The following is a 20,158-nucleotide window of genomic DNA, read 5'->3' as shown; positions in this document are numbered from 1 at the left end:
GAAGCAGCATGCACCGCACGAATTGCAAATTTCAACTTGCTGGTTGCGAGCCGTTGTTGTCAGGTGTCACAGTGTTCGTACCTTCCCGGAAACGGTGAACGACGAGTCTGAATGGCCCTGTTGGGGGAGAAGGGGCTGCAACCTGCGCTTGTTCGAGGCAGGTTGACCTACTCGTGGCTCGCGTCGGGGTGGCGTCGCACCGGCCAGGGTGCGCAGGCAGACGAAAGGCGAACGGCGATGGCTCCGCCCTCCCTCCCCCAGCCACTCGGCCGACTGCCCAGGGACAGGCTCGCCGGCCCCTCCGAGTACTCTCCGCAACACTCTCCGCAGTCGGGCATGTTCGCTCTGCCCGCGACTCCCGCCTCCGTCGGCGCGGCTCGCCGGAAGGTGCGCGAACTGCTCGGCGCCTGGAGCGTCGGCGACGACACCGTCGACAACGCCCTCCTGGTGACCTCCGAACTCGTCACCAACGCCCTCACCCACACTGCCAGCGAGCGCATCGTGTGCCGGTTGCGTCTGTCCGCCGGGCGGCTGCACGTCGAGGTCGAGGACGAGAACCGCGGCGGGACCCTGCCGGCCCAGCGCATGCCCGGTCCCGACGAACAGTGCGGACGCGGACTCCTGCTGGTCGGCATCCTGAGCAGCGACTGGGGCGTCCGTGACGCCCCGCACGGCTCCGGGCGCATCGTCTGGGCCGAACTCTCAGCAGAGCAGGCTGAGGTGACGGGCGCCAACGAACCGGCGGCGCCGGTCGTGGCCTCGGCCTCCGGCGAGGCGTCTGTCCCCGCGGCCGGCTCGGCTTCCGTCGAGCCGCATGCCCCCGCCGCTGCCTCGGCCTCGGGCGAGACGTCGGCTCCCGCCGACCGCGCGACCTCCGTGACCACCGAGCCCGCCGCCACACCCCCCGCCCCCGCCACGCCCGACACCCCGGCCCCGGTCAGACCCGCCCCCGTCTTACCCCCGACCCCACCCGCCGCTCATGCGGCACAGGTCGCCGCGCCGGCCCCCTGGCAGCCGCCGGCCCCGCACCGCACCCGGCCCGTCCCCCACTCGGCCGAAGGAACCGCCTCACATGGACCGTACGGAACATTCGCCCCGCACCACCCGTACTCCCGCTCCTGACCCGCGCCCGCACGACCCGGTGACCTACCTCAGGCCCCCGCCGCTCCACGCACCCCCCGCGACAAAGCCCCAGCATGGGCGCCCCGGCATCCCTGACGGCTCCGGCGTGATCCGCTACGGTCCGGCAGCGCCCCAAAGGGGCGCGGGGAACTGCGCGCCCAGCCACAACGGCGCCGCAGCGAACCGACAACGCCTCGCGGCGACCGCCACGCTCGGTTGCGACGCCGTCGGCACGCCCCGTGAGCACGGGCAGCGCATCATGGACAGCCTGCCCCGCGTCGGCTGTGTCTTCGCCGACGACCAGCGCTGGTGGTGGATCGTGCCGTCCGGCTCCCACATCGGAGTCACCTGGCCGCCGAGCACCCGTTACGTGGTCGGCGCCCAGCTCGCCGACCCGTCCTGGACGCGTACCCGACCGGCGTCCCCGTCCGTCCGGCCCCGGCTGATCCACAGCCCCGAGGGCGACTCCCCGTACACCCCGCCGATACCGCTGTACTTCCTCGCCTGCCGACTGGCCGGCAGCGTTCCCAGCTGGTCGCTCGGCCCCATCGGCTGATCCTGCCGACTCCCTTGCGAATCCCCTGAGGCGAAAGGCCTCGGGGGATCTTGACGGCACAAATGTTACCGGTAACATCGATGCCGTCCCCGCACCGGCGCGAGGACGAGTTCAGCCGCGTTCTCGACCACAGGTGACGGGGGTCCACGTGACCGATCAACCGACGGCACGACCGACGGTCACCGAGCGACGGACCACCCCCATCGGCCCAGAGGCCCCCGTCTTCAGCCCCGCCGCCGTGGTCGCCTCCTGTCTCGGCTTCGTGCTGATCGGGGCCCTCCAGGCCCTGTACGGTCCGGCGATCCCGGCCCTCCGCGACGAGTTCGGGCTCTCCCCGTCGGCCGCCGGTCTCGGGCTGAGCGCCCATTTCGTCGGCGGGGTCGCCGGGGTGCTGCTCTTCGACCGGCTGTACGTCCGGATCGGCAACCGGCGCATCCTCGGCAGCTCGTACGTCCTGATGGCCGTCGGCGCCGCCGGCTTCGCGCTGGCGCCGAACTGGCCCGTCGCGCTGGCCGCCGCCCTGCTCGCCGGGCTCGGCTTCGGCGGTATCGACTACGGCCTCAACCAGCTCTTCGCGGTCGGCTTCGGCAAGCGTTCGACGGCGATGCTGAACGTCCTCAACGCGCACTTCGGCATCGGCGCGATCCTCGGCCCGGCGTTGATCGGCGCGGTCGGCTCGGAGCACTATCCGGCCGTTTTCCTCGCATTCTCGCTCGCCAACCTGCCCCTGCTGCTGTGCCTTCGGGGCGTACGGGAACACGTACCGCAGCAGACCCCCGCACCCGAGTCCGGCGTCCCCGGCGGGCAGCCGCTCGCCCGCAGCCTGGGCTCCGTACTCGGCGTCTTCGTCACCCTCTATGTCCTGCACGTGGGCATCGAGGCGGGCGTCGGCGGCTGGGAGCCGACGCACCTGGAGACGGTCGGGTACGGCGCCGGAGCCGCCGCCACGGCCACCTCCGTGTACTGGCTGATGATGACGATCGGCCGGTTCCTGGTCGCGCCGCTCGCTCTGCGTTACTCCGCCCAGTCGATCATCGCGGTGTCCTGCGCCGGGATGACCGGCTGCCTGCTGCTGGCCGCGATACCCGGACTCGCCCCCTACGCCTACGCGGGCGTCGGCCTCTTCATCGCGCCGATCTTCCCCACCGGGCTGCCCTGGCTGAACCGCGCCGCCCCACGCGCCCGGAGAGCCGGTGCCGTGGTCATCGCCGCGTCGATGGCCGGGGGAGTGGCCGCGGGACCGGTGCTCGGCAAGGCCATCGAGTGGTCCGGCGTACGGGCCGTACCGCTGCTCCTCGGCGGGGTCTCGGCGCTCTGTCTGGCCGCCACGATCTGGCTGATCCGGGCGACCCGCACCCACTGACCCCCTCGCTCACCGACCACCACCCTCCAGCGGACCGGCTGGAGTCCACGAACCGAAGGGAAGCCCCCGCATGCCCGCCCTGACCACGACGTCCGACGGTTTCCTGCTGCGCGGCGAGCCGTTCCGGATCATCTCCGGCGCGATGCACTACTTCCGCGTCCACCCCGACCAGTGGGCCGACCGGCTGCGCAAGGCCCGGCTGATGGGCCTCAACACCGTGGAGACGTACGTCCCCTGGAACCTCCACCAGCCCGAGCCCGGCACCCTCGCCCTCGACGGGATCCTCGATCTGCCGCGCTATCTGCGGCTGGCCAAGGCGGAGGGGCTGCACGTCCTGCTGCGGCCCGGACCGTTCATCTGCGCCGAGTGGGACGGCGGCGGGCTGCCCTCCTGGCTCACCACCGACCCCGACATCCGGCTGCGCTCCAGCGACCCCCGCTTCACGGGCGCCATCGACCGTTATCTGGATCTGCTGCTGCCTCCGCTGCTGCCGTATCTCGCCGAGTCGGGCGGTCCCGTCATCGCCGTGCAGGTGGAGAACGAGTTCGGGGCGTACGGCGACGACGCCGCGTATCTCGAACACCTCGCGGAGGCCCTGCGCTCGCGCGGCATCGGGGAGTTGCTCTTCACCTGCGACCAGGCCAACCCCGAGCATCTGGCGGCCGGCAGCCTTCCCGGGGTGCTTACCACCGGCACCTTCGGCAGCAGAGTCGACCGGTCTCTTGAGCAGTTGAGGGAGCATCAGCCCGAAGGGCCCCTGATGTGCTCGGAGTTCTGGATCGGCTGGTTCGACCACTGGGGCGAGGAGCACCACGTCCGGGACGCGGCGGACGCCGCCGCCGACCTGGACCGGCTGCTCTCGGCGGGCGCGTCCGTCAACATCTACATGTTCCACGGCGGCACCAACTTCGCCTTCACCAACGGCGCCAACCACGACCATGCCTACCAGCCCATGGTCACGTCCTACGACTACGACGCCGCCCTCACCGAGAACGGCGACCCCGGACCGAAGTACCACGCCTTCCGCGAGGTGATCGCCCGGCACGCTCCCGTCCCCGACGAGCCTGTTCCCGCGCCGAGCCGCAAACTCCCGCCCACGGTGGTGGAGTTGGGGCAGCGGGCGTCCTTGCTGCCCCATGTGGGGGTTCTTGCCAAGCCCGTACGCACCGAGGAACCGGCGACCATGGACGAGCTGGGGCTGCGCGCCGGGTACGTCCTGTACCGCACCACCGCTCCCCTCGCGGGCGACGGGCTGCTCCACTTCGCCGGCGGAGTGGGCGACCGGGCTCAGGTGTTCGTCGACGGCGCCCCCGTCGGTGTACTCGAACGCGAGCGGCACGACGAGACCCTGCCCGTCCGGATTCCCTTCGCCGGAGCGGTAGTTGAGGTGCTCGTGGAGAACATGGGCGGGGTCAACTACGGGCCGCGCATCGGCTCGCCCAAGGGCCTCCTCGGGGCGGTCACCTTCAACGGCACCGCCCTGCACGGCTGGGACAGCCACCCCCTCACCCTCGACGACCTCAGCGCCCTGCCCTTCGCGCCCGCCGACGCGACCCCGGCCACCCAACCCGCCTTCTACAAGGGCACGTTCGAGGTCGACGCCCCCGCCGACACCTTCCTGTCGCTGCCCGGCTGGACCAAGGGCCAGGCCTGGATCAACAACTTCCACCTCGGCCGCTACTGGAACCGCGGCCCGCAGCGCACCCTCTACGTCCCCGCGCCCGTACTGCGCCCCGGCGCCAACGAACTGGTGCTCCTTGAGCTGAACGCCACCACCTCCGCACAGGCCCTGCTCACCGACACCCCCGACCTCGGACCGGTGAAACCGTGACCCATCACTCCCTCCGGATCCCGGCGCCCGCCGGACCCCCGCTCACCGGCCACCTCCCCTTCACCGACGCGCCGGGCGTCGCCGACCCGATCGCGGTGACCAGCCGCTGGTTCACCCGCGGCGGACGCCCCTGGTTCCCCGTCTCCGGCGAGTTCCACTACTCCCGCTACCCGGCCGGGGAGTGGGAGGAGGAACTGCTGAAGATGAAGGCGGCCGGTGTCACGGCCGTCGCCAGCTACCTCATCTGGATCCACCACGAGGAGATCGAGGGCCGGATCCGCTTCGACGGCGACCGCGACCTGCGCCGCTTCGCCGAACTCTGCGCCCGCCACGGCCTCGACTTCATCCCGCGCATCGGGCCCTGGAGCCACGCCGAGGTCCGCAACGGCGGCCTGCCCGACTGGCTGCTCACTCGCACCACCGCACCCCGCACCGACGACCCCGACTACCTGGGACCCGTACACCGCTGGTTCACCGCGATCGCCGAGCAGTTGAAAGGGCTCGACCGGGCGCACGGTGGCCCGATCGTCGCCATCCAGATCGAGAACGAGCTGTACGACCAGCCCGGCCACCTCCTCACCCTGAAACGGATGGCGCAGGAGGCCGGACTGAGCGCCCCGCTCTGGACCTCGACCGCCTGGGGCGGGGTCCAACTCCCGCCCGACGAACTGCTTCCGCTGTACGGCGGCTACACCGAGACCTTCTGGACCGAGTGGGACGGCGGCTGGTCCGACACCTGCCGCAAGCACTTCTTCTTCACCCACCAGCGCGACGACGAGGGCATCGGCGCCGACCTGCGACCGACGACCGTACGAGGCGGCGAACCGGCGCCCACCGACCGATTCCCCTGGGCCACCTGCGAGTTGGGCGGCGGGATGGCCGTGGCCTACCACCGCCGCCCGCGGGTCGACGCCGCCGACATCGGCGCCCTCGGGCTCACGAAGATCGGATGCGGCTCGGTCTGGCAGGGCTACTACATGTTCCACGGCGGCACGAATCCCGCCGGTGAGCTGAGCACCCTCCAGGAGTCCCACGCCACCGACTACCCGAACGACCTGCCCGTCCTGACGTACGACTTCCAGGCACCGCTCGGCGAGTACGGACAGTACCGGCCCTCGTACGACGAACTGCGCCTCCAGCACCTGCTGTTGGCGGACTTCGGCGAGCGCATCGCACCCATGGAGTCCGTGCTGCCCGAGCGGCAGCCGGCCGGGCAGGACGACCGGGAGACGCTGCGATGGGCCGTGCGGAGTGACGGCGACTCCGGGTTCCTCTTCGTCAACAACCATCAGCCGCATGAGCCGTTGCCCGACCATCCGGACACGTCGTTCACGGTGGCGTTTCCGGACGGGCCCGAACTGACTGTTCCCAGCGCACCGGTGACGGTTCCTCAAGGTGCCTATTTCTGCTGGCCGTTACGGCTCGATGTGGCAGGACTGCGGCTCGACTGGGCCACCGCCCAGCCCGTGGGCACGGTCGACGTCGGCGGACGTACCGTTCTCGTGCTGGCCGCCACGGACGGGGTGGACGTCGAACTGGCCCTGGACATCAGCACGTTGAGGTATGTGCACACGCCCATGGGGAAGGTCGTGTCCGCCGACGGGCGCTTCCTCGTCACCGGGCTGCGGCCCGGCACCGACGCCCTCGTCGAGGTCGGCACGCTGGACGGCGGACAGGTCGGTCTGCTGGTGCTGGACGCGGCGACCGCCCGTACCGCCTACCGGGGTGTGGCCTGGGGGGCCGAGCGGCTGGTCCTGTGCGACGCCGGGGACGGGGTCGTCTTCGACGAACCGGCCGGAGAGGTGCGGGTGCACAGTGCGGCGGCGGAGACCTCGTTCGCCGTGCTGCCCGCACCCGAGCGGCCTCCCGGCGAGAACCTGGCCGTGGCCGCCGACGGGGTGTTCACCCGCTACACGCTCCCCACGGGCGGCGACTCGGGCACGCTCGATGTCTCCCTCCTCCGAGCCGCCGGACCCGCCCCCGAGACCGTCACCGGCGTACTGGACCGGGCCAGTGCCCCCGCCGACAAGTACTTCGACACGTCCGCCGCCGAGTACCTCATCGACGTACCGGACCAACTCCCGCGCACCGGAACGCTGTTGCGCGTCCACTGGACCGGTGATGTGGCCCGCGCGTATGCCGGGGAGACGCTGGTCGCCGACCAGTTCTCCTCGGGGCGGATCTGGGACATCGCCCTCGACCGGGTCCCGGAGGGCGCCCTGCGGATGAAGGTGCTGCCGTTCGCCGCCGACCCGCCCGTGTACCTGCCGGTGCCCGTGCCGGCGGGGGAGGCCCGCATCTCGCGCGTCGAATGGGTCACCGTACGGACTCAGGTGATCACCGGGTAGGTCCCGGTCGGTGGTGAGCGTCGCCCGGCGGCCTATCCTGTGGGCCAGCCGGGCGGGGCACGACCGCCACGGACAACGTCGAAGGAAGCATCCCCATGACCCGAAGTGCCGGAGGCGGCGCCGCTCCCAAGGGACGCAGCCGGCGCAACTTCGCGGGCACGCGGCCGGTGATGGACGACGTGGCGCGGCTGGCCGGTGTCTCCAAGCAGACCGTGTCGCGGGTGCTCAACGACAACCCGGCCGTACGGGCCGAGACCCGGGAAGCCGTGCTTGAGGCCATGCGGTCGCTCGGGTACCGGCCGAGCCGCAGCGCGCGTTCGCTGGCCAGCGGACGGACCCGGATGCTCGGGGTGATCTCCTTCGACGCGGCCCGCTACGGGCCCGCCTCCACGCTCACCGCGATCAACACCGCGGCCCAGGACGCGGGTTACCTGGTCAGCTCCATCGCCCTCGACACCGCCGACCGGGACACCGTCGTCCAGGCCGTGGACCGACTGTCGGCGGAGGGCGCCGACGGGGTCATCGCCATCGCCCCGCAGCGCCGGGTCGGCAAGGCGCTCGCCGAGGCTCACCTCGACATCCCCCTCGTCGTGATGGACAACGCCCTCGGCGACGACACCCCCATGGTCACCGCCGACTCCCGGGGCGGAGCGCGCCTGGCCACCGAACACCTCCTGGACCTGGGTCACCGTACGGTCCGGCACATCGCCGGACCCATCGGCTGGACCTCCGCCGAACGCCGGGCCGCGAGCTGGAGCGAGACCCTGGAGAAGGCCGGGACCGAGGTGCCCGAACCGCTCGTCGGCGACTGGAGCGCAGACTCCGGATACGAACTGGGCCGGCGGCTCGCCCGCGATCCGGACGTCACCGCCGTCTTCGCCTCCAACGACCAGATGGCGCTCGGCGCGCTGCGCGCCTTCCACGAGGCCGGCCGCCGGGTCCCGCACGACGTCAGCGTCGTCGGCTACGACGACATCCCCGAAGCGGCCCATCTGCTGCCCCCGCTCACCACCATCCGCACCGACTTCCAGGAGATCGGCACCCGCTCGCTGCGGCTGCTCCTGGCGCGGATCGACGGCCAGGCGAACGCGAGTACGACGGTCGGTGCGGAGCCGGACACGGGCCTGGTCACCGTCATCCCCGCCCACCTCATCGTGCGGCGCAGCACGGGTCCCGCACCGGCCTAAACTGGGCGAGTGGTAACAGGTACGGGTAGCTCCGGTTCCGACGATCCGTCCGCCGAGGTGCTGGCGGAGGCCGCCGGGGCCTTCGGGCTGCTCGCCTCGCCCGCCCGGCTGCACATCGTATGGGCGCTGGCCCAGGGCGAGAGCGATGTGACCGGGCTCGCCGAGCGGGTCGGCGGCGCACTGCCCGCCGTGAGCCAGCACCTCACCAAGCTGAGACTCGCCGGGCTCGTCCGGTCCCGGCGCGAAGGCCGCCGCCAGGTGTACTTCGTCGACGACCCGGACGTCGTCACCGTCGTACGGCTGCTGGTCGGACGGCTGACCGACCGGGCCGAGGACACGTCCGTACGGCACCTCCGTGGAGTCTGATCTTCGGACGCCGAGCCGCCTCGACGACTTCCCGCGTGGCCTGACGGACAGCGAGGCCGAGGCGCGGCTGGCGGTGGTCGGGGGGAATGTGGTCCCGGCCGCCCGTCCGATTCGGTGGCCCGTCCGGTTCGTACGGAGTCTGCGCGACCCCTTCACCGCCGTACTGCTCTGTCTCGGGCTCGTCTCCGCGGCCGTCACGGCCTGGGGGACGGCCTCGGTGATCCTTTCCCTGGTCGCGGTCAGCTGCGTGCTGCGGGCCTCGGGCGAACATCAGGCGGAACGTTTCCTCAGTGGGCTGCGCGAGTTGGTCGCCGGTACCGCGACCGTCCTGCGCCGCCCGGCTGCGGGCGGGCCGCCGCTCGCCCGGGAGATCCCGGTCGCCGAACTCGTACCGGGCGATGTGATCCGGCTCGGACCCGGCGACCTGGTTCCGGCGGACGTACGGCTGCTGCGCGCGACCGGCCTGACCGTGCACCAGGCGCCGCTCACGGGCGAGTCGGCGCCGGTGGTGAAGGGCGTACACCCGGATGCGGCGGACCGGGGCGTGTTCGCGCGGCCCGAACTGTGCTTCCAGGGCAGTGCCGTCGCCTCCGGGAGTGCCACCGCCGTGGTGGTGGCCACGGGGGCGCGTACACGGTTCGCGGGCGCGCACGGGGGAGCCGTGCGCCCGGACGGGAGTGCTCGGATCCGGCGAACTCCGGTGCGCTTCACGTGCCACTGTGTCCGCAAGCGACTCCGCCGAGGGGCGCGGCCGGCCGCACCAACGGTCTCGCAGCTTGAACACCGCACTTCCCGCGGGGCGCTCAGCGCCTTCGACCGGTCGTTGCACGGGATCTCCTGGGTGCTGATCCGGTTCATGCTGCTCGCCCCGCCGCTCGTGCTGATGGCGAGTGCGGCGTTGCGCGGACAGGGGCCCGAGACGCTGCCGTTCGCCGTCGCGGTGGCCGTCGGGCTGACGCCCGAGATGCTCCCGGTCGTCGTCAGCACCTGTCTGGCGCGGGGTGCCTCGGGGCTCGCCCGGACGCACGGGGTCGTGGTGAAACGGCTGCCCGCGCTGCACGACCTGGGCGCGGTCGACGTCCTGTGCCTCGACAAGACCGGCACCCTCACCCAGGACCGCCCGGTCGTCGAACGTTCGTTTGACGCCGACGGTCGGGACGATCCGCCGGCGCTCGACTGGGCCGCCACGGCCGCCTGGTGGACCCTCCAGCTGGCCGAACTCCCCACCCCGGACGCCCTCGACGAGGCGCTGCTCGCGGCGGCGGGGCCGGTCGGGGAGCGGTACGACGGGGTGGCGGCGCTGCCCTTCGATCCGGTGCGGCGGCTGGCGACGGCGGTCGTACGAGGGCGGTTGGGGACCCATGTCCTCGTGGTCAAGGGCGCGGTCGCCGAGGTCGTCGGGCGGTGCGCGCTGGACCCCGCCGAGCGGGAACGGCTGCTCGCGCGCGCCGCCCGGGAGGCGGCGAGCGGGCTGCGGCTGCTCGCCGTCGCCACCGCCGAGCGGCCCGCGCGCACCCGCGCCTGGACCCCGGCCGACGTACACGGCCTGACCTTCCGGGGTTTCGTCGCCCTGCGGGACGACCTCGCGCCCACCGCCGCCGATGCCCTGCGCGATCTCACCGCGCTGGGCGTGGGCGTGAAGATCCTCACCGGCGACCATCCGGGCACGGCCGCCCGCGCCTGCCGCGACCTGGGCCTCGCCCCGGGGGTGGTGGCGGAGGGGGTGGACGGCCTCGCGGACGCCGAACTGGCGGATCTGGTCCGGCGTACGACCGTCTTCGCGCGCTGCACCCCGGCCGGCAAGGCCCGGATCGTCGCCGCGCTGCGGGCCGATGGTCATACCGTCGGTTTTCTCGGGGACGGGGTGAACGACGTGCCCGCGCTGGGTGCCGCCGACGTCGGGATCGCGCCGCGTGACGCCGTCGACGTGGCCCGGGAGAGTGCCGATGTCGTCCTCGGGGAGAAGGATCTCGGCGCCGTGGCCCACGCGGTCACGGCCGGGCGGCACAGCAGCGGCAACATCGCCACGTATCTGCGCGTCACGCTCTCCTCAAACCTCGGCAACGTCGTCGCGATGCTCGCCGCCGGGCTTCTGCTGCCCTTCCTGCCGATGCTTCCGGCGCAGGTGCTCGTGCAGAACCTGTGCTTCGACGCGGCCCAACTGGCGTACGCGTACGACCGTCCGGCGCCGGGTGTCCTGGCCCGGCCGACCGTGCTGCGCACCCGTGACTTCCTGCGCTTCCTCGGCGGCTTCGGCGCGCTCAACGCCGTGGCCGACCTCGCGACCTTCGGCGTGCTCGCACTCGCGCTGCACGGGCCCGACACCCTGGACGACCGGGCCGTCTTCCACTCGGCCTGGTTCACCGAGAACCTCCTCACCCAGGCCGTGGTGATGCTGCTCCTGCGCGGCGGTGGCGGGGGCCGGGGCGCGGGAGTCGTCGGACGGGCGGCCGGTGCGCTCGCCGCCGTCGGGCTGCTGCTGCCCCCCTCTCCGGTCGGGGACTCGCTGGGGCTGGTGGGGCTGCCGGGGTCGTACTACGCGGGTCTGGTGGTCGTGCCGGTGCTGTACGGGGGTGCCCTCGCCGTCGGTCGGCGGCGCTCGTCGACGGCGAGGGATCGGTCAGCCGTGGGTCCGGCTCAGCCGTAGCTGAGGTTCGAGCAGGGGTTGTCGTCCGCCGAACGGGCGCCCTCGGCCACGTCCTTCGGGACCGCGGTGGGCGTCGGCGAGGCCGTGGCGCCGCCCTGGTACGACTCACCGACGACCACGTTGATGCCGTCCACCGTCACCGGCTGGAGGGCGGCCCCGGGGAAGACGCGGGCCACCGTCTGGGCCTCGGTCTTGTGGTCGGGGCCGTACTCGATGACCGTCGTCGCGTGGTCCTGGGAGCTGGCGGTCGCCGTGCCGGTGACCGTGAAACCGTCGGCGGTCAGCTCGGCGGCGGCCTTCGCGGCGAGGCCCGTCACGGTGGTGCCGTTGTAGACGGCGACGGCGATTCCCTTGCCGGACACGGGAGTCGGGGAGGCCTTGGGGCTCGCGCTCGGGGAGGCCTTCTTCTTGCCGCTCGCGTCCTTGCCGTCCAGGGTGCGGTCCGCCTTGAGGGCGGCCCAGAGGTCACTCGCGTCGGGCTCGACGATCGCGACGCGTGAACCCTCGTACCGCCAGGGGATGGTGACGAACTTCGTGTTGTGCAGGTCGATGTTCTTCAGCGACATCGCGAAGGAGATCAGCTTGTCGGCGGAGCCCAGACCGGGGTCCACGGTCAGCGACTTGGTGGCCGCGTCGGCGAGGGGGAGCAGCTTGGTCGGGCTCAGGCCGTTGCTCTTGACCTCCTTCATCAGGCTTGCCACGAAGGCCTGTTGGCGCTTGATACGGCCGATGTCGGAGCCGTCGCCGATGCCGTGCCGGATCCGGACGTAGTCCAGCGCCTTCTGGCCCGACACCTCCTGCTCGCCCTTGTCGAAGAGCAGCTTGCCGCGCGTGGGGAGCTTGGGCTTGAGGTCACGTTCGTACACCTTCTGGGGGAGGCACACCTTCACCCCGCCCACCACGTCGGTCAGCGCGGCGAAGCCCTTGAAGTCGACGACGACGGTGTGGTCGACGCGCAGCCCGGTGATGCTCTCGACCGTGTTCTGCGTGCAGGCCGGGTTGCCCTTCTCGGTCTCGCCGACCGAGAAGGCCTCGTTGAACATCGTGTCCGGCTGGGCGGTCGTCCACTTGCCGTCGGGCAGCCTGCACGGCGGGATGGTGACCAGGGTGTCGCGGGGGATGGAGACGGCGACGGCGTTCTTGTGGTCGGCGTATACGTGCAGCAGGAACGCGGTGTCGGAACGGCCGATGTCGTTGACGTCGCCGCCGCCGAGCGCCGCGTTGCCGTCGTTGCGCGCGTCCGAGCCGATGACCAGGACGTTCTCGCCCTTGGACGAGCCCTCGGCGGGGCGGTCGTCCGAGATGCCGCCCGAGTCGAAGGTCTTGATGTCACCGTCCAGCTTCAGATAGACCCAGCCGGCGCCGGCCGCGACGAGCAGCAGGAACGAGAGGACGATCCCCAGTGCCAGCCGTCCCCGGCGCCCCGATTTGCGCCGCCGGGTGCCTGCGGCGGACCGGTGTCGTGCTGGTACGGCCCGCCTGCTGGTGCTGGTGGTCATCGGCGCCCTTCTCACGTCTCACCTTGGTTGTACAGTTGCGCAAAGTGGCAACTGTTATGTGTGACGAAGGAAAGGGCTGTGAGGTTGTGCTCCGGAACGGACTGGAACCCTGGCATCTGCTGATCGTGGCGATCGTGTTCATCGTCATGTTCGGCTCGAAGAAGCTCCCGGACACGGCGCGTGCACTGGGCCGCTCGATGCGCATCCTCAAGAGCGAGGCGCAGGCCATGAAGGCGGACGGCACGGTGGGCGAGCCGGCGAACGGCTCGGCGGGGGAGGGGTCTTCGCAGGTGGGCGAGGGCGCTGCCCACCGGACTGAGTCTGTCGTCGACCGCCGGGAGCCCGTCGCCGATCGGTAGGAGCCTGCCGTTGATCGGTAGGATCATCCGCATGGCCGCTTCCGAACCGACCATCCTCGCGACCTCCGGCGGCCTCCGCTCCGGCGGCCGGACCATGGTGGAGTTCGACGCCCTCGTGCATCACGCCGTCGATCTCTCCGGGGCCCACGGCCGCAGGCCGCGCGTCCTCTACGTCGGTACGGCGATCGGGGACGCCGAGCACTTCACGGCCCGCATGGGCGAGGCCGCCCGGGTCGCGGGCTTCGACCTCACGCCGCTGAATCTCTTCCCCATGCCCAACGTGGACGACGTCGAGGGCGCGGTGCTCGAACAGGACGTCGTCTGGGTCATGGGCGGCTCGGTCGCGAACCTGCTGGCCGTGTGGCGGGTGCACGGGCTCGACCGGATCATGCGGCGCGCCTGGGAGGCCGGCGTGGTGCTCAGCGGTGTGAGCGCGGGCTCCCTCTGCTGGTTCAGGGGCGGCACCACCGACTCCTTCGGCCCCGAACTCCGGCCGCTCACCGATGCGTTGGGGTTTCTGCCGTACGGCAACGGGGTGCACTACGACAGTGACGCGGGCCGCCGCCCGCTGGTCCACACGCTGGTTGCCGACGGCACCCTGCCCACCACGCACTGCACCGACGACGGGGTCGGCCTCGTCTACCGAGGGACCGAACTCGTCGAGGCGGTCGCGGAGTTGCCGGGCAAGGGTGCCTATGTCGTCAGGTGTGAAGGGGAGTCGACGGTGGAGGAGCGCATCGAGCCGCGCAGGCTGCCCTCGCCGGTGTCTTCCTGACCGTCGTCCGTTGTTGCTGCCGCCTTGGATTCCGCGGTCGTCTGCGCCGCGATGACGGCCTTGCGCTCCCGCTTGGCCTTGCGCCGCTGCCTGCGGCTGATCTTGGGTTCCTGGTCCGGGAGCCAGCCGAAGGCCATGCAACTGCCCACGACTCCCAGGGTGAGGCCCACGAAGAAGCCGCCCAGGTTCGAGGTGACCCAGGTGCCCAGCGTCAGCAGGACGCCGACGATCGAGTAGAACAGGCGTTGTGCGGGGTTGAAGATGATCAGCAGCCCGCACACGATCATCAGCGACGGCAGCAGATAGCCCGCCAGACCCTGCATACCGATGTGCAGGACGACCTTCAGCGACACCTTCATCGTGACCAGGATCTCCGCCCCGCCCAGGGTGAGCAGCACCCCGGCCAGGTACGGACGGTGGGCCCGCCATGCTCTGAAGGCGGGCCGCACCCCCTGCCGTATGTCGGCCGACATCAGCAACCCGACTCGCTGAAGCTGAGCTTCAGCCCGGGCAGCTTGAACACGGCGGCCGTGGTCGCGTAGTTGGTCTGCCGCAGGTTGGAGATGTGGACGGTGTCCGCCTGCTGGCTGAAGACACCGGCCGGACCCTTGACGCCCGCCTTGGTGAGCGTGCTGGCGTCGTTGCCGATCTCGATGTTGTCGAACGACGCGTTGCCCGACAGCTCGGTGGAGTCGGTCGTCAGGTCGGTCGCGGTCACCGGAGTGCCGCTGCTGCCGGCCTTGATCAGCAGGTTGATGCCGCCGAGGTCGACGCTCTGGCACAGCTTGGTGAGCGACGCGCTCTTGATCGCGGAGGTGATGACCAGCACCTGACCGCCGGTGTCACCCTCGTTCGGGCTGTTCTCGATCATGTGGTCGAGGCCGCCGAACTGCTCGAAGCCGGTGCCGTTCAGCTCGGTCGCGGTGACCGTGAACGGCATGCCGGAGATGGCGAACTGGACGCCCAGGGCGCCCTCGGCGGTGAGTACCGCGAGCGTCGCGGCGATCAGGGTGGCCGGCACCGCCATCATGGCGGCGCGGCGTCCACGGACCCGCCCGCGTCGCTCGGCGCCCTTTCCGGCGCCTTCGAAGAATTCGGACACGTTGGAGGATCCCGAGCCCCCGGAGCCACCGGAGGCGTTACCGCTCTCCGGCTGCTCGGGGTTGGATCCGGCGGACGACGAGACGTCCGAGGACGAGGCCATGGCTGCTCCCAAGTGCATAGTCAATGCGTCAATGCTGGTCGGGCTTCAGTGGCGTGTTGTCCTGGCGCGGACAGCAGCTGGGGTATCCGTCTCCTCGCAACTCCCGGCGATTGCAAGGGCTTTCACGGTTACGCACCAGTAGCCGCCGAGGAAGTTACCCGTGGTTACTTTGGAGGGTCAAGGGAGTTGTGAAAAAAGGGTGCGGATTATGCGCCACCTGTGGCTTCGCGGGGTGATCGAGGGTCGTCCGGGGGTCCGGAGGCCCCTCTGAGACCCCTCCGAGACCCCTTCGAGCGGCAAGCGCAGAACCAGGGGGAAATGGGGTCAGAGACATCAACTTCCGTTCTGCACCTTGACGTTGACGGTTCCTCAGGTCTAGAACTGCCCTGGTTTCCCCGGATCCGTGGCGCCGGATCCGCAGCGGTGCGAGCCGCTCTTCCCGGACTCAACGCTCATTCCGAAGTCCGCCTCCGAGGCGCCGGCACGGCCGTTTCCCCCCTGGGCCGTCGCCGGGTCGCCCTGTCCCGCCCGGTCCGGCCAGGAAGCCTCCCTCCAAGCCTTCCTGCCGGTCACCGGCCGGTTGTCGTTGCCGGTCCGTCACGTACGGAGAAGGCGTCACGGGCCGGCGACGCCTCCTTTCCCGCGCCCTTCACGTTTCCCCTGCCCTTCAGGCGTTCGGCACGCGTTCCCACGCGTACTTCCGCATGCCCTGACCCCCCTGGACACCCCCCCACCTCACCCCCAACACACCCCCGAACACCCCCAGTTCCAGAAAGAGGCACCCGCATCATGCGTACTCGCACTCGTTCCACCCTGGCCCTCGCCGCCGCTGTCGTCGGCCTCTCCGTCGCCGCGGTCACCCCCGCGTCCGCCGCCGACACCGTGCTGACCGTCGGCAGCGCGGCCGGCGACGCCGTCGCCGTGGGCGACGTCCTCAGCGCCTCCCTCGCCTCCGGCACCACCGCCACGCTCTACTCCAGCGCGACCGGCACCAGCGGTGTCACGTGTGCCGCGTCCACCTTCACGGCCGAGGTCATCGACAACCCCGCCGCGCCCGGCGTCGCGACCGAGTCGGTCACCGCGCACACCTTCAGCAGTTGCACCAGCAATGTGCTCGGTGTGCTCGGCGTGACCAGCGTGACCGTCAACAACCTGCCGTACACCACCGTGGTGGGCTCCGACGAATCCGTCACCGTCAGCCCGGCCGCGGGCTCCACCATCCAGACGACCGTCGTGCTGCGCACCCTGCTCGGCAGCATCAACTGCGTCTACCAGGCGCCCAGCCTGACCGGTACGACCGGCGAGGCCGACAACAGCATCAACTTCGCGGCCCAGGCGTTCACCAGGACGTCCGGTTCGTCGCTGTGCTTCAGCGCCGGTTACTTCACCGCCAAGTACGCCCCCGTGCAGGACGTGACGCAGGGCAACGCCACGGTCTTCGTCAACTGACGATCTGTCAATGAGCGGCTGGGCCACCGGAGTTCACCGGCGGCGCAGCCGCAGGACGAGGGCGACCGCCACGGCGAGCAGTACGGCCGCGGCGCCGCCCGCGACCGCGTACCGCGGTCCGGTGTCCTCGGTGGTGGACGCCACCGGGGCACCGGCCACGGTGCTTCCGGCCTGTGGGGCGGCGGAGTCGGCGGACTCCGCCGCCTCTTCCGTTTCCACCGTCTTCGCCGGCTCCTCGGCCGCTTCGGCCGGCGTGGGGGACCGGGTGGGCTCGGTCTGCGCGGCGGGGGTCGCGGTGGCCGACGCGCCGGTGTCACCGGAACCGCTGGTGCTGCTCTTCGCTGTCGGGAACACCACGTCCGAGCACGAGTAGTAGGTGTCCGGCGTACTGGAGTTCTGCCAGATCGTGTACAGGACATGCCGGCCGGTCCGGTCCGACGGCAGCGTCATGTCGATGCGGTACGCGTCGCCCGTCATCGCGGGGTCCTTGACCTCGGCGAACGGCTTGTCCGGCAGGTCGGACCACTTCAGCGGCTCGGCCGGGTCGTACCCGGGCTTCGTCAGGAACATCTTGAACGTGCCGGTGTGCGGGATCGTCGAGCGGTACGTCATCGTCAGCCGCGCGCCCGGCGACAGCGTGGTCGACGGCCAGTCGGCGCGGGCGATGTCGAGCCCCCGGTAGTCGGACAGCCCGCCGCTGCACAGCTTGCCGTCGGGGATCACCGCACGGTCCCGGCCGTTCACGTCCGCGACCCGCAGGTTGTCCCAGAAGGTGAAGGGCGCCCCGCCGTTCGCGGTGAGCGCCGCCCGGCAGGCCGCCGTACCGGCCGTGCTGCCACCGTCGGGGGAGCAGGCGTAGGCGCGGCTGACCGGTTTCGTCGGCGCACCGTGCGCCTGGGCGGGAGCCGCCGCCGACAACGTCAGCAACAGCAGTGCCGCGACGGCGGCGGTGCAGGAGAGTGCGGCGGCCGAGAGAGTACGGCGGTGGGCGGTCATCGGGATGTCTCCTCGACCGAGGGGGAACAGGTCTGAACAGGTCTGCTGCGGGCCCGCCCGGGAACGGATCCGCCTTCGGGCAGTACGGGAAGCGGGCAGACCGCGTTCAATCGCCACACGTACTGCCACACCCACCGCCGCTCGCCCCGCCGCACACGCCGCCAATCCCCCGTAACTCGCCCAACCCGGTCAACTGGCCGTCGTCCAGGGGCGGTTTCCGGCGTTCGAGGGTGTGGAACCGGACGGATCGAGGGTTTCCCCTGTATCCGGATGACCTTCTCTTTGCCTACTGTTCCACCACAGCCGCCCCACAGGTAACCCCGGAACGGGCCGCTCGCGCTTGGCCGGCCGCCGCGCCGCTTTTCGACTGCACCCCCCGCCGCTTCGACGACGAAGCGAATCGACCGCCACCCCGCGCCGCCCTCCAGGCTGCCCGGCGTACGGCCACGAAAGGCAAGCCCTTGCGTACCTCACCCACCCGTGTCACGGGGCGGAAGCTGATATCCGCCGCCGCGGTCTCCGCCGCGCTGGTCGCCGCCGCCACCACCTCGGTCGCCTTCGCCCAGGAGCCCGCCGCTCCCGCCACCGCCCCGGAAGCCGCCGCGCAGGCGGTCGCCGCCCCGGCCGAACGACTCATCGTCGGCTACAAGGCCGGCGCCGCCGAGGCCAGGTCGAACCAGGCCGCCGACGCCGACGCCGTCGCCAAGGGCAAGGAGGCCGGCGAGAGCCTGGACTTCCAGCGCCGCCTCGGCACCGGTGCCGCCCTCGTCGACCTGGGCGAGCGGCTCAGCAAGGCGGACGTCGCCGACGTCATCGCCGAGTACCAGGCCGACCCGCAGGTCGCCTACGTCGTACCGGACCGCCTCAACAAGCCGCAGGCCGACCCGAACGACACCGAGTACAGCAAGCAGTGGGACCTCTTCGAGACCACCGCGGGCATGCGCGTCCCGGGCGCCTGGACCACCGCGACCGGCACCGGCGTGACCGTCGCCGTCATCGACACCGGCTATGTCACCCACTCCGACCTGGCCGCCAACATCGTCGCGGGCTACGACTTCATCTCCGACACCGCCGTCTCGGTGGACGGCAACGGCCGTGACAGCAACCCGGCCGACCCGGGCGACTGGTACGCCACCGACGAGTGCGGCACCGGCACCGGCTCCAGTAACTCCTCCTGGCACGGCACCCATGTCGCGGGCACCATCGCCGCCGCCACGAACAACAACAAGGGTGTCGCGGGCATCGCGTACAACGCGAAGATCTCCCCGCTGCGCGTCCTCGGCAAGTGCGGCGGCTACGACTCCGACATCATCGACGCCATCACCTGGGCGTCCGGCGGCACCGTCTCCGGCGTCCCGGCCAACGCCAACGTCGCCAAGGTCATCAACATGAGCCTGGGCGGCTCCGGCGCGTGCACCTCGGCCACCCAGACGGCGATCACCAACGCCGTCAACCGTGGCACCACGGTCGTCGTCGCGGCGGGCAACAGCAACGCCAACGCGGCCAACTACTCGCCGGCGAGCTGCGCCAACGTCATCTCGGTCGCCGCACTGAGCCGTACGGGCGCCAAGGCCTCGTACTCCAACTACGGCTCCACCGTGGACATCGCGGCCCCGGGCGGCCAGACCAGCACCGGCACCGCCAACGGCATCCTGTCCACGCTGAACTCCGGCACCCAGGGCCCGTCCACCGAGTCGTACGCCTACTACCAGGGCACCAGCATGGCCGCCCCGCACATCGCGGGCCTCGCCGCGCTGATGAAGTCGGCGAACTCCTCGCTGACCCCGGCCCAGATCGAGTCGGCGATCAAGACCAACTCCCGTGCCCTGCCCGGCGCCTGCTCGGGCGGCTGCGGCGCCGGTCTGGCCGACGCGACCAAGACCGTGCAGGCCGTGAGCGGTACGACCTCGGGCACCACCTTCTCCTCCACCACCGCCGTCTCGATCCCGGACAACAGCTCCGCCGTCGAGTCCTCGATCGCCGTCAGCGGCCGCACCGGCAACGCCCCCTCGGCCCTCCAGGTCGGCGTCGACATCACCCACACCTACCGTGGTGACCTGGTCATCACGCTGGTGGCGCCCGATGGCACGACCTACCCGCTGAAGGCCTCCAGCACCTCGGACTCCGCCGACAACGTGAACACCACGTACACGGTGGACGCCTCCAGCGAGGTGGCCAACGGCACCTGGAAGCTCCGCGTCCAGGACGTGGCCTCCGCGGACACCGGCACGATCAACAGCTGGAAGCTCACCTTCTGATCCAGTGAGCTGAAGGTGTGACACAGACGGGCGGGTCGGTCGGCGTGGATGGACGCCGACCGACCCGCCGCTGTCATACGGGTGAATTCGGGTGCGCGACAGCGCCCCGAAAGGGGCGCGGGGCTGTGTCGATCGGCGGCTCCGCCGCGGGGCGCGACCAGCCCCCACCGGCCCGCAGCGAACGAACCGCCCATCCAG

The 20,158-nt window shown here is 71.2% G+C and carries 16 protein-coding genes; 12 read left to right on the top strand and 4 right to left on the bottom strand.

Translation table 11 applies throughout. The features are described 5' to 3' along the window. Window positions 1-336: 336 nt before the first annotated feature. The 8 genes from OG787_RS09555 to OG787_RS09520 all read left to right on the top strand — a co-directional run bounded on the left by OG787_RS09555 (window position 337) and on the right by OG787_RS09520 (window position 11,420). On the top strand, window positions 337-1,122 hold the full coding sequence (locus OG787_RS09555; RefSeq protein ID WP_405534910.1) for an ATP-binding protein: 786 nt from the start codon (window positions 337-339) through the stop codon (window positions 1,120-1,122). A 106-nt stretch (window positions 1,123-1,228) separates the two neighbouring features. Beyond that, the gene (locus OG787_RS09550; RefSeq protein WP_405534909.1) at window positions 1,229-1,678 is read left to right on the top strand and encodes a hypothetical protein; all 450 of its coding nucleotides are present in this window, start codon (window positions 1,229-1,231) and stop codon (window positions 1,676-1,678) included. Window positions 1,679-1,880: 202 nt separating this feature from the next. Next, on the top strand, window positions 1,881-3,041 hold the full coding sequence (locus OG787_RS09545) for a sugar MFS transporter (RefSeq protein ID WP_369034698.1): 1,161 nt from the start codon (window positions 1,881-1,883) through the stop codon (window positions 3,039-3,041). A 70-nt stretch (window positions 3,042-3,111) separates the two neighbouring features. After that, a complete protein-coding gene (locus OG787_RS09540) occupies window positions 3,112-4,872 on the top strand; it encodes a beta-galactosidase family protein (protein WP_369034670.1) in 1,761 nt (586 codons plus the stop codon). After that, window positions 4,869-7,220 (top strand): beta-galactosidase, encoded by a 2,352-nt coding sequence (locus OG787_RS09535; RefSeq protein ID WP_405534908.1) that lies wholly within the window; start codon window positions 4,869-4,871, stop codon window positions 7,218-7,220. The genes OG787_RS09540 and OG787_RS09535 overlap by 4 nt, the downstream gene beginning before the upstream one ends. Window positions 7,221-7,315: 95 nt before the next feature. Beyond that, on the top strand, window positions 7,316-8,407 hold the full coding sequence (locus OG787_RS09530) for a LacI family DNA-binding transcriptional regulator (RefSeq protein ID WP_405534907.1): 1,092 nt from the start codon (window positions 7,316-7,318) through the stop codon (window positions 8,405-8,407). A 9-nt stretch (window positions 8,408-8,416) separates the two neighbouring features. Continuing rightward, a complete protein-coding gene (locus tag OG787_RS09525; RefSeq protein WP_369034673.1) occupies window positions 8,417-8,773 on the top strand; it encodes an ArsR/SmtB family transcription factor in 357 nt (118 codons plus the stop codon). Beyond that, on the top strand, window positions 8,763-11,420 hold the full coding sequence (locus OG787_RS09520; RefSeq protein ID WP_405534905.1) for an HAD-IC family P-type ATPase: 2,658 nt from the start codon (window positions 8,763-8,765) through the stop codon (window positions 11,418-11,420). Before OG787_RS09525 ends, OG787_RS09520 begins: the two co-directional genes overlap by 11 nt. On the opposite strand, the gene OG787_RS09515 is transcribed toward OG787_RS09520, so the two are convergent. After that, complete coding sequence (locus OG787_RS09515; protein ID WP_369034675.1) at window positions 11,411-12,919, bottom strand: LCP family protein; 1,509 nt, start codon at window positions 12,917-12,919, stop codon at window positions 11,411-11,413. The two genes, OG787_RS09520 and OG787_RS09515, sit on opposite strands and share 10 nt — an antisense overlap. Before the next feature lie 86 nt (window positions 12,920-13,005). Between OG787_RS09515 and tatA the strand changes: the two genes are divergently transcribed. Together tatA and OG787_RS09505 are read left to right on the top strand one after the other, a co-directional pair. After that, window positions 13,006-13,278 carry a Sec-independent protein translocase subunit TatA gene (gene tatA / locus OG787_RS09510; RefSeq protein ID WP_405534904.1) on the top strand — a complete coding sequence of 91 codons (273 nt, stop codon included), beginning with the start codon at window positions 13,006-13,008 and terminating at the stop codon, window positions 13,276-13,278. Window positions 13,279-13,309: 31 nt separating this feature from the next. After that, complete coding sequence (locus OG787_RS09505; RefSeq protein WP_405534903.1) at window positions 13,310-14,053, top strand: Type 1 glutamine amidotransferase-like domain-containing protein; 744 nt, start codon at window positions 13,310-13,312, stop codon at window positions 14,051-14,053. Here the strand turns inward: OG787_RS09505 and OG787_RS09500 are convergent. Further along, the gene (locus tag OG787_RS09500; RefSeq protein WP_369034678.1) at window positions 13,972-14,526 is read right to left on the bottom strand and encodes a DUF6114 domain-containing protein; all 555 of its coding nucleotides are present in this window, start codon (window positions 14,524-14,526) and stop codon (window positions 13,972-13,974) included. The two genes, OG787_RS09505 and OG787_RS09500, sit on opposite strands and share 82 nt — an antisense overlap. Then, window positions 14,526-15,257 carry a DUF6230 family protein gene (locus tag OG787_RS09495; protein WP_369034679.1) on the bottom strand — a complete coding sequence of 244 codons (732 nt, stop codon included), beginning with the start codon at window positions 15,255-15,257 and terminating at the stop codon, window positions 14,526-14,528. Before OG787_RS09495 ends, OG787_RS09500 begins: the two co-directional genes overlap by 1 nt. A gap of 789 nt (window positions 15,258-16,046) precedes the next feature. On the opposite strand from OG787_RS09495, the gene OG787_RS09490 reads away from it, so the two are divergent. Beyond that, window positions 16,047-16,706, top strand: coding sequence for a Tat pathway signal sequence domain protein (locus tag OG787_RS09490; protein ID WP_369034680.1), 660 nt, complete (start codon window positions 16,047-16,049; stop codon window positions 16,704-16,706). 33 nt (window positions 16,707-16,739) lie between these two features. Here the strand turns inward: OG787_RS09490 and OG787_RS09485 are convergent, their stop codons facing one another. After that, entirely contained in the window at window positions 16,740-17,702 is a 963-nt protein-coding gene (locus OG787_RS09485) for a lytic polysaccharide monooxygenase (protein WP_405534902.1), read from the bottom strand. A gap of 461 nt (window positions 17,703-18,163) precedes the next feature. On the opposite strand from OG787_RS09485, the gene OG787_RS09480 reads away from it, so the two are divergent. Next, complete coding sequence (locus OG787_RS09480; protein WP_405534900.1) at window positions 18,164-19,960, top strand: S8 family peptidase; 1,797 nt, start codon at window positions 18,164-18,166, stop codon at window positions 19,958-19,960. Window positions 19,961-20,158 lie beyond the last annotated feature (198 nt).

This window comes from Streptomyces sp. NBC_00075 (genome assembly GCF_045041225.1).
In the GTDB taxonomy this organism is placed as follows: domain Bacteria; phylum Actinomycetota; class Actinomycetes; order Streptomycetales; family Streptomycetaceae; genus Streptomyces; species Streptomyces adonidis.
Note: the sequence above shows the minus strand (reverse complement) of the source record. Positions and strands in the feature narration are given on the sequence as shown.

Coding starts and splice junctions, on each gene's coding strand:
- OG787_RS09540 (WP_369034670.1), top strand. CDS start 3,112: ATGCCCGCCCTGACCACGACGTCCGACGGTTTCCTGCTGCGCGGCGAG.
- OG787_RS09500 (WP_369034678.1), bottom strand. CDS start 14,526: ATGTCGGCCGACATACGGCAGGGGGTGCGGCCCGCCTTCAGAGCATGG.
- OG787_RS09530 (WP_405534907.1), top strand. CDS start 7,316: ATGACCCGAAGTGCCGGAGGCGGCGCCGCTCCCAAGGGACGCAGCCGG.
- OG787_RS09505 (WP_405534903.1), top strand. CDS start 13,310: ATGGCCGCTTCCGAACCGACCATCCTCGCGACCTCCGGCGGCCTCCGC.
- OG787_RS09485 (WP_405534902.1), bottom strand. CDS start 17,702: ATGACCGCCCACCGCCGTACTCTCTCGGCCGCCGCACTCTCCTGCACC.
- OG787_RS09490 (WP_369034680.1), top strand. CDS start 16,047: ATGCGTACTCGCACTCGTTCCACCCTGGCCCTCGCCGCCGCTGTCGTC.
- OG787_RS09495 (WP_369034679.1), bottom strand. CDS start 15,257: ATGGCCTCGTCCTCGGACGTCTCGTCGTCCGCCGGATCCAACCCCGAG.
- OG787_RS09515 (WP_369034675.1), bottom strand. CDS start 12,919: ATGACCACCAGCACCAGCAGGCGGGCCGTACCAGCACGACACCGGTCC.
- OG787_RS09555 (WP_405534910.1), top strand. CDS start 337: ATGTTCGCTCTGCCCGCGACTCCCGCCTCCGTCGGCGCGGCTCGCCGG.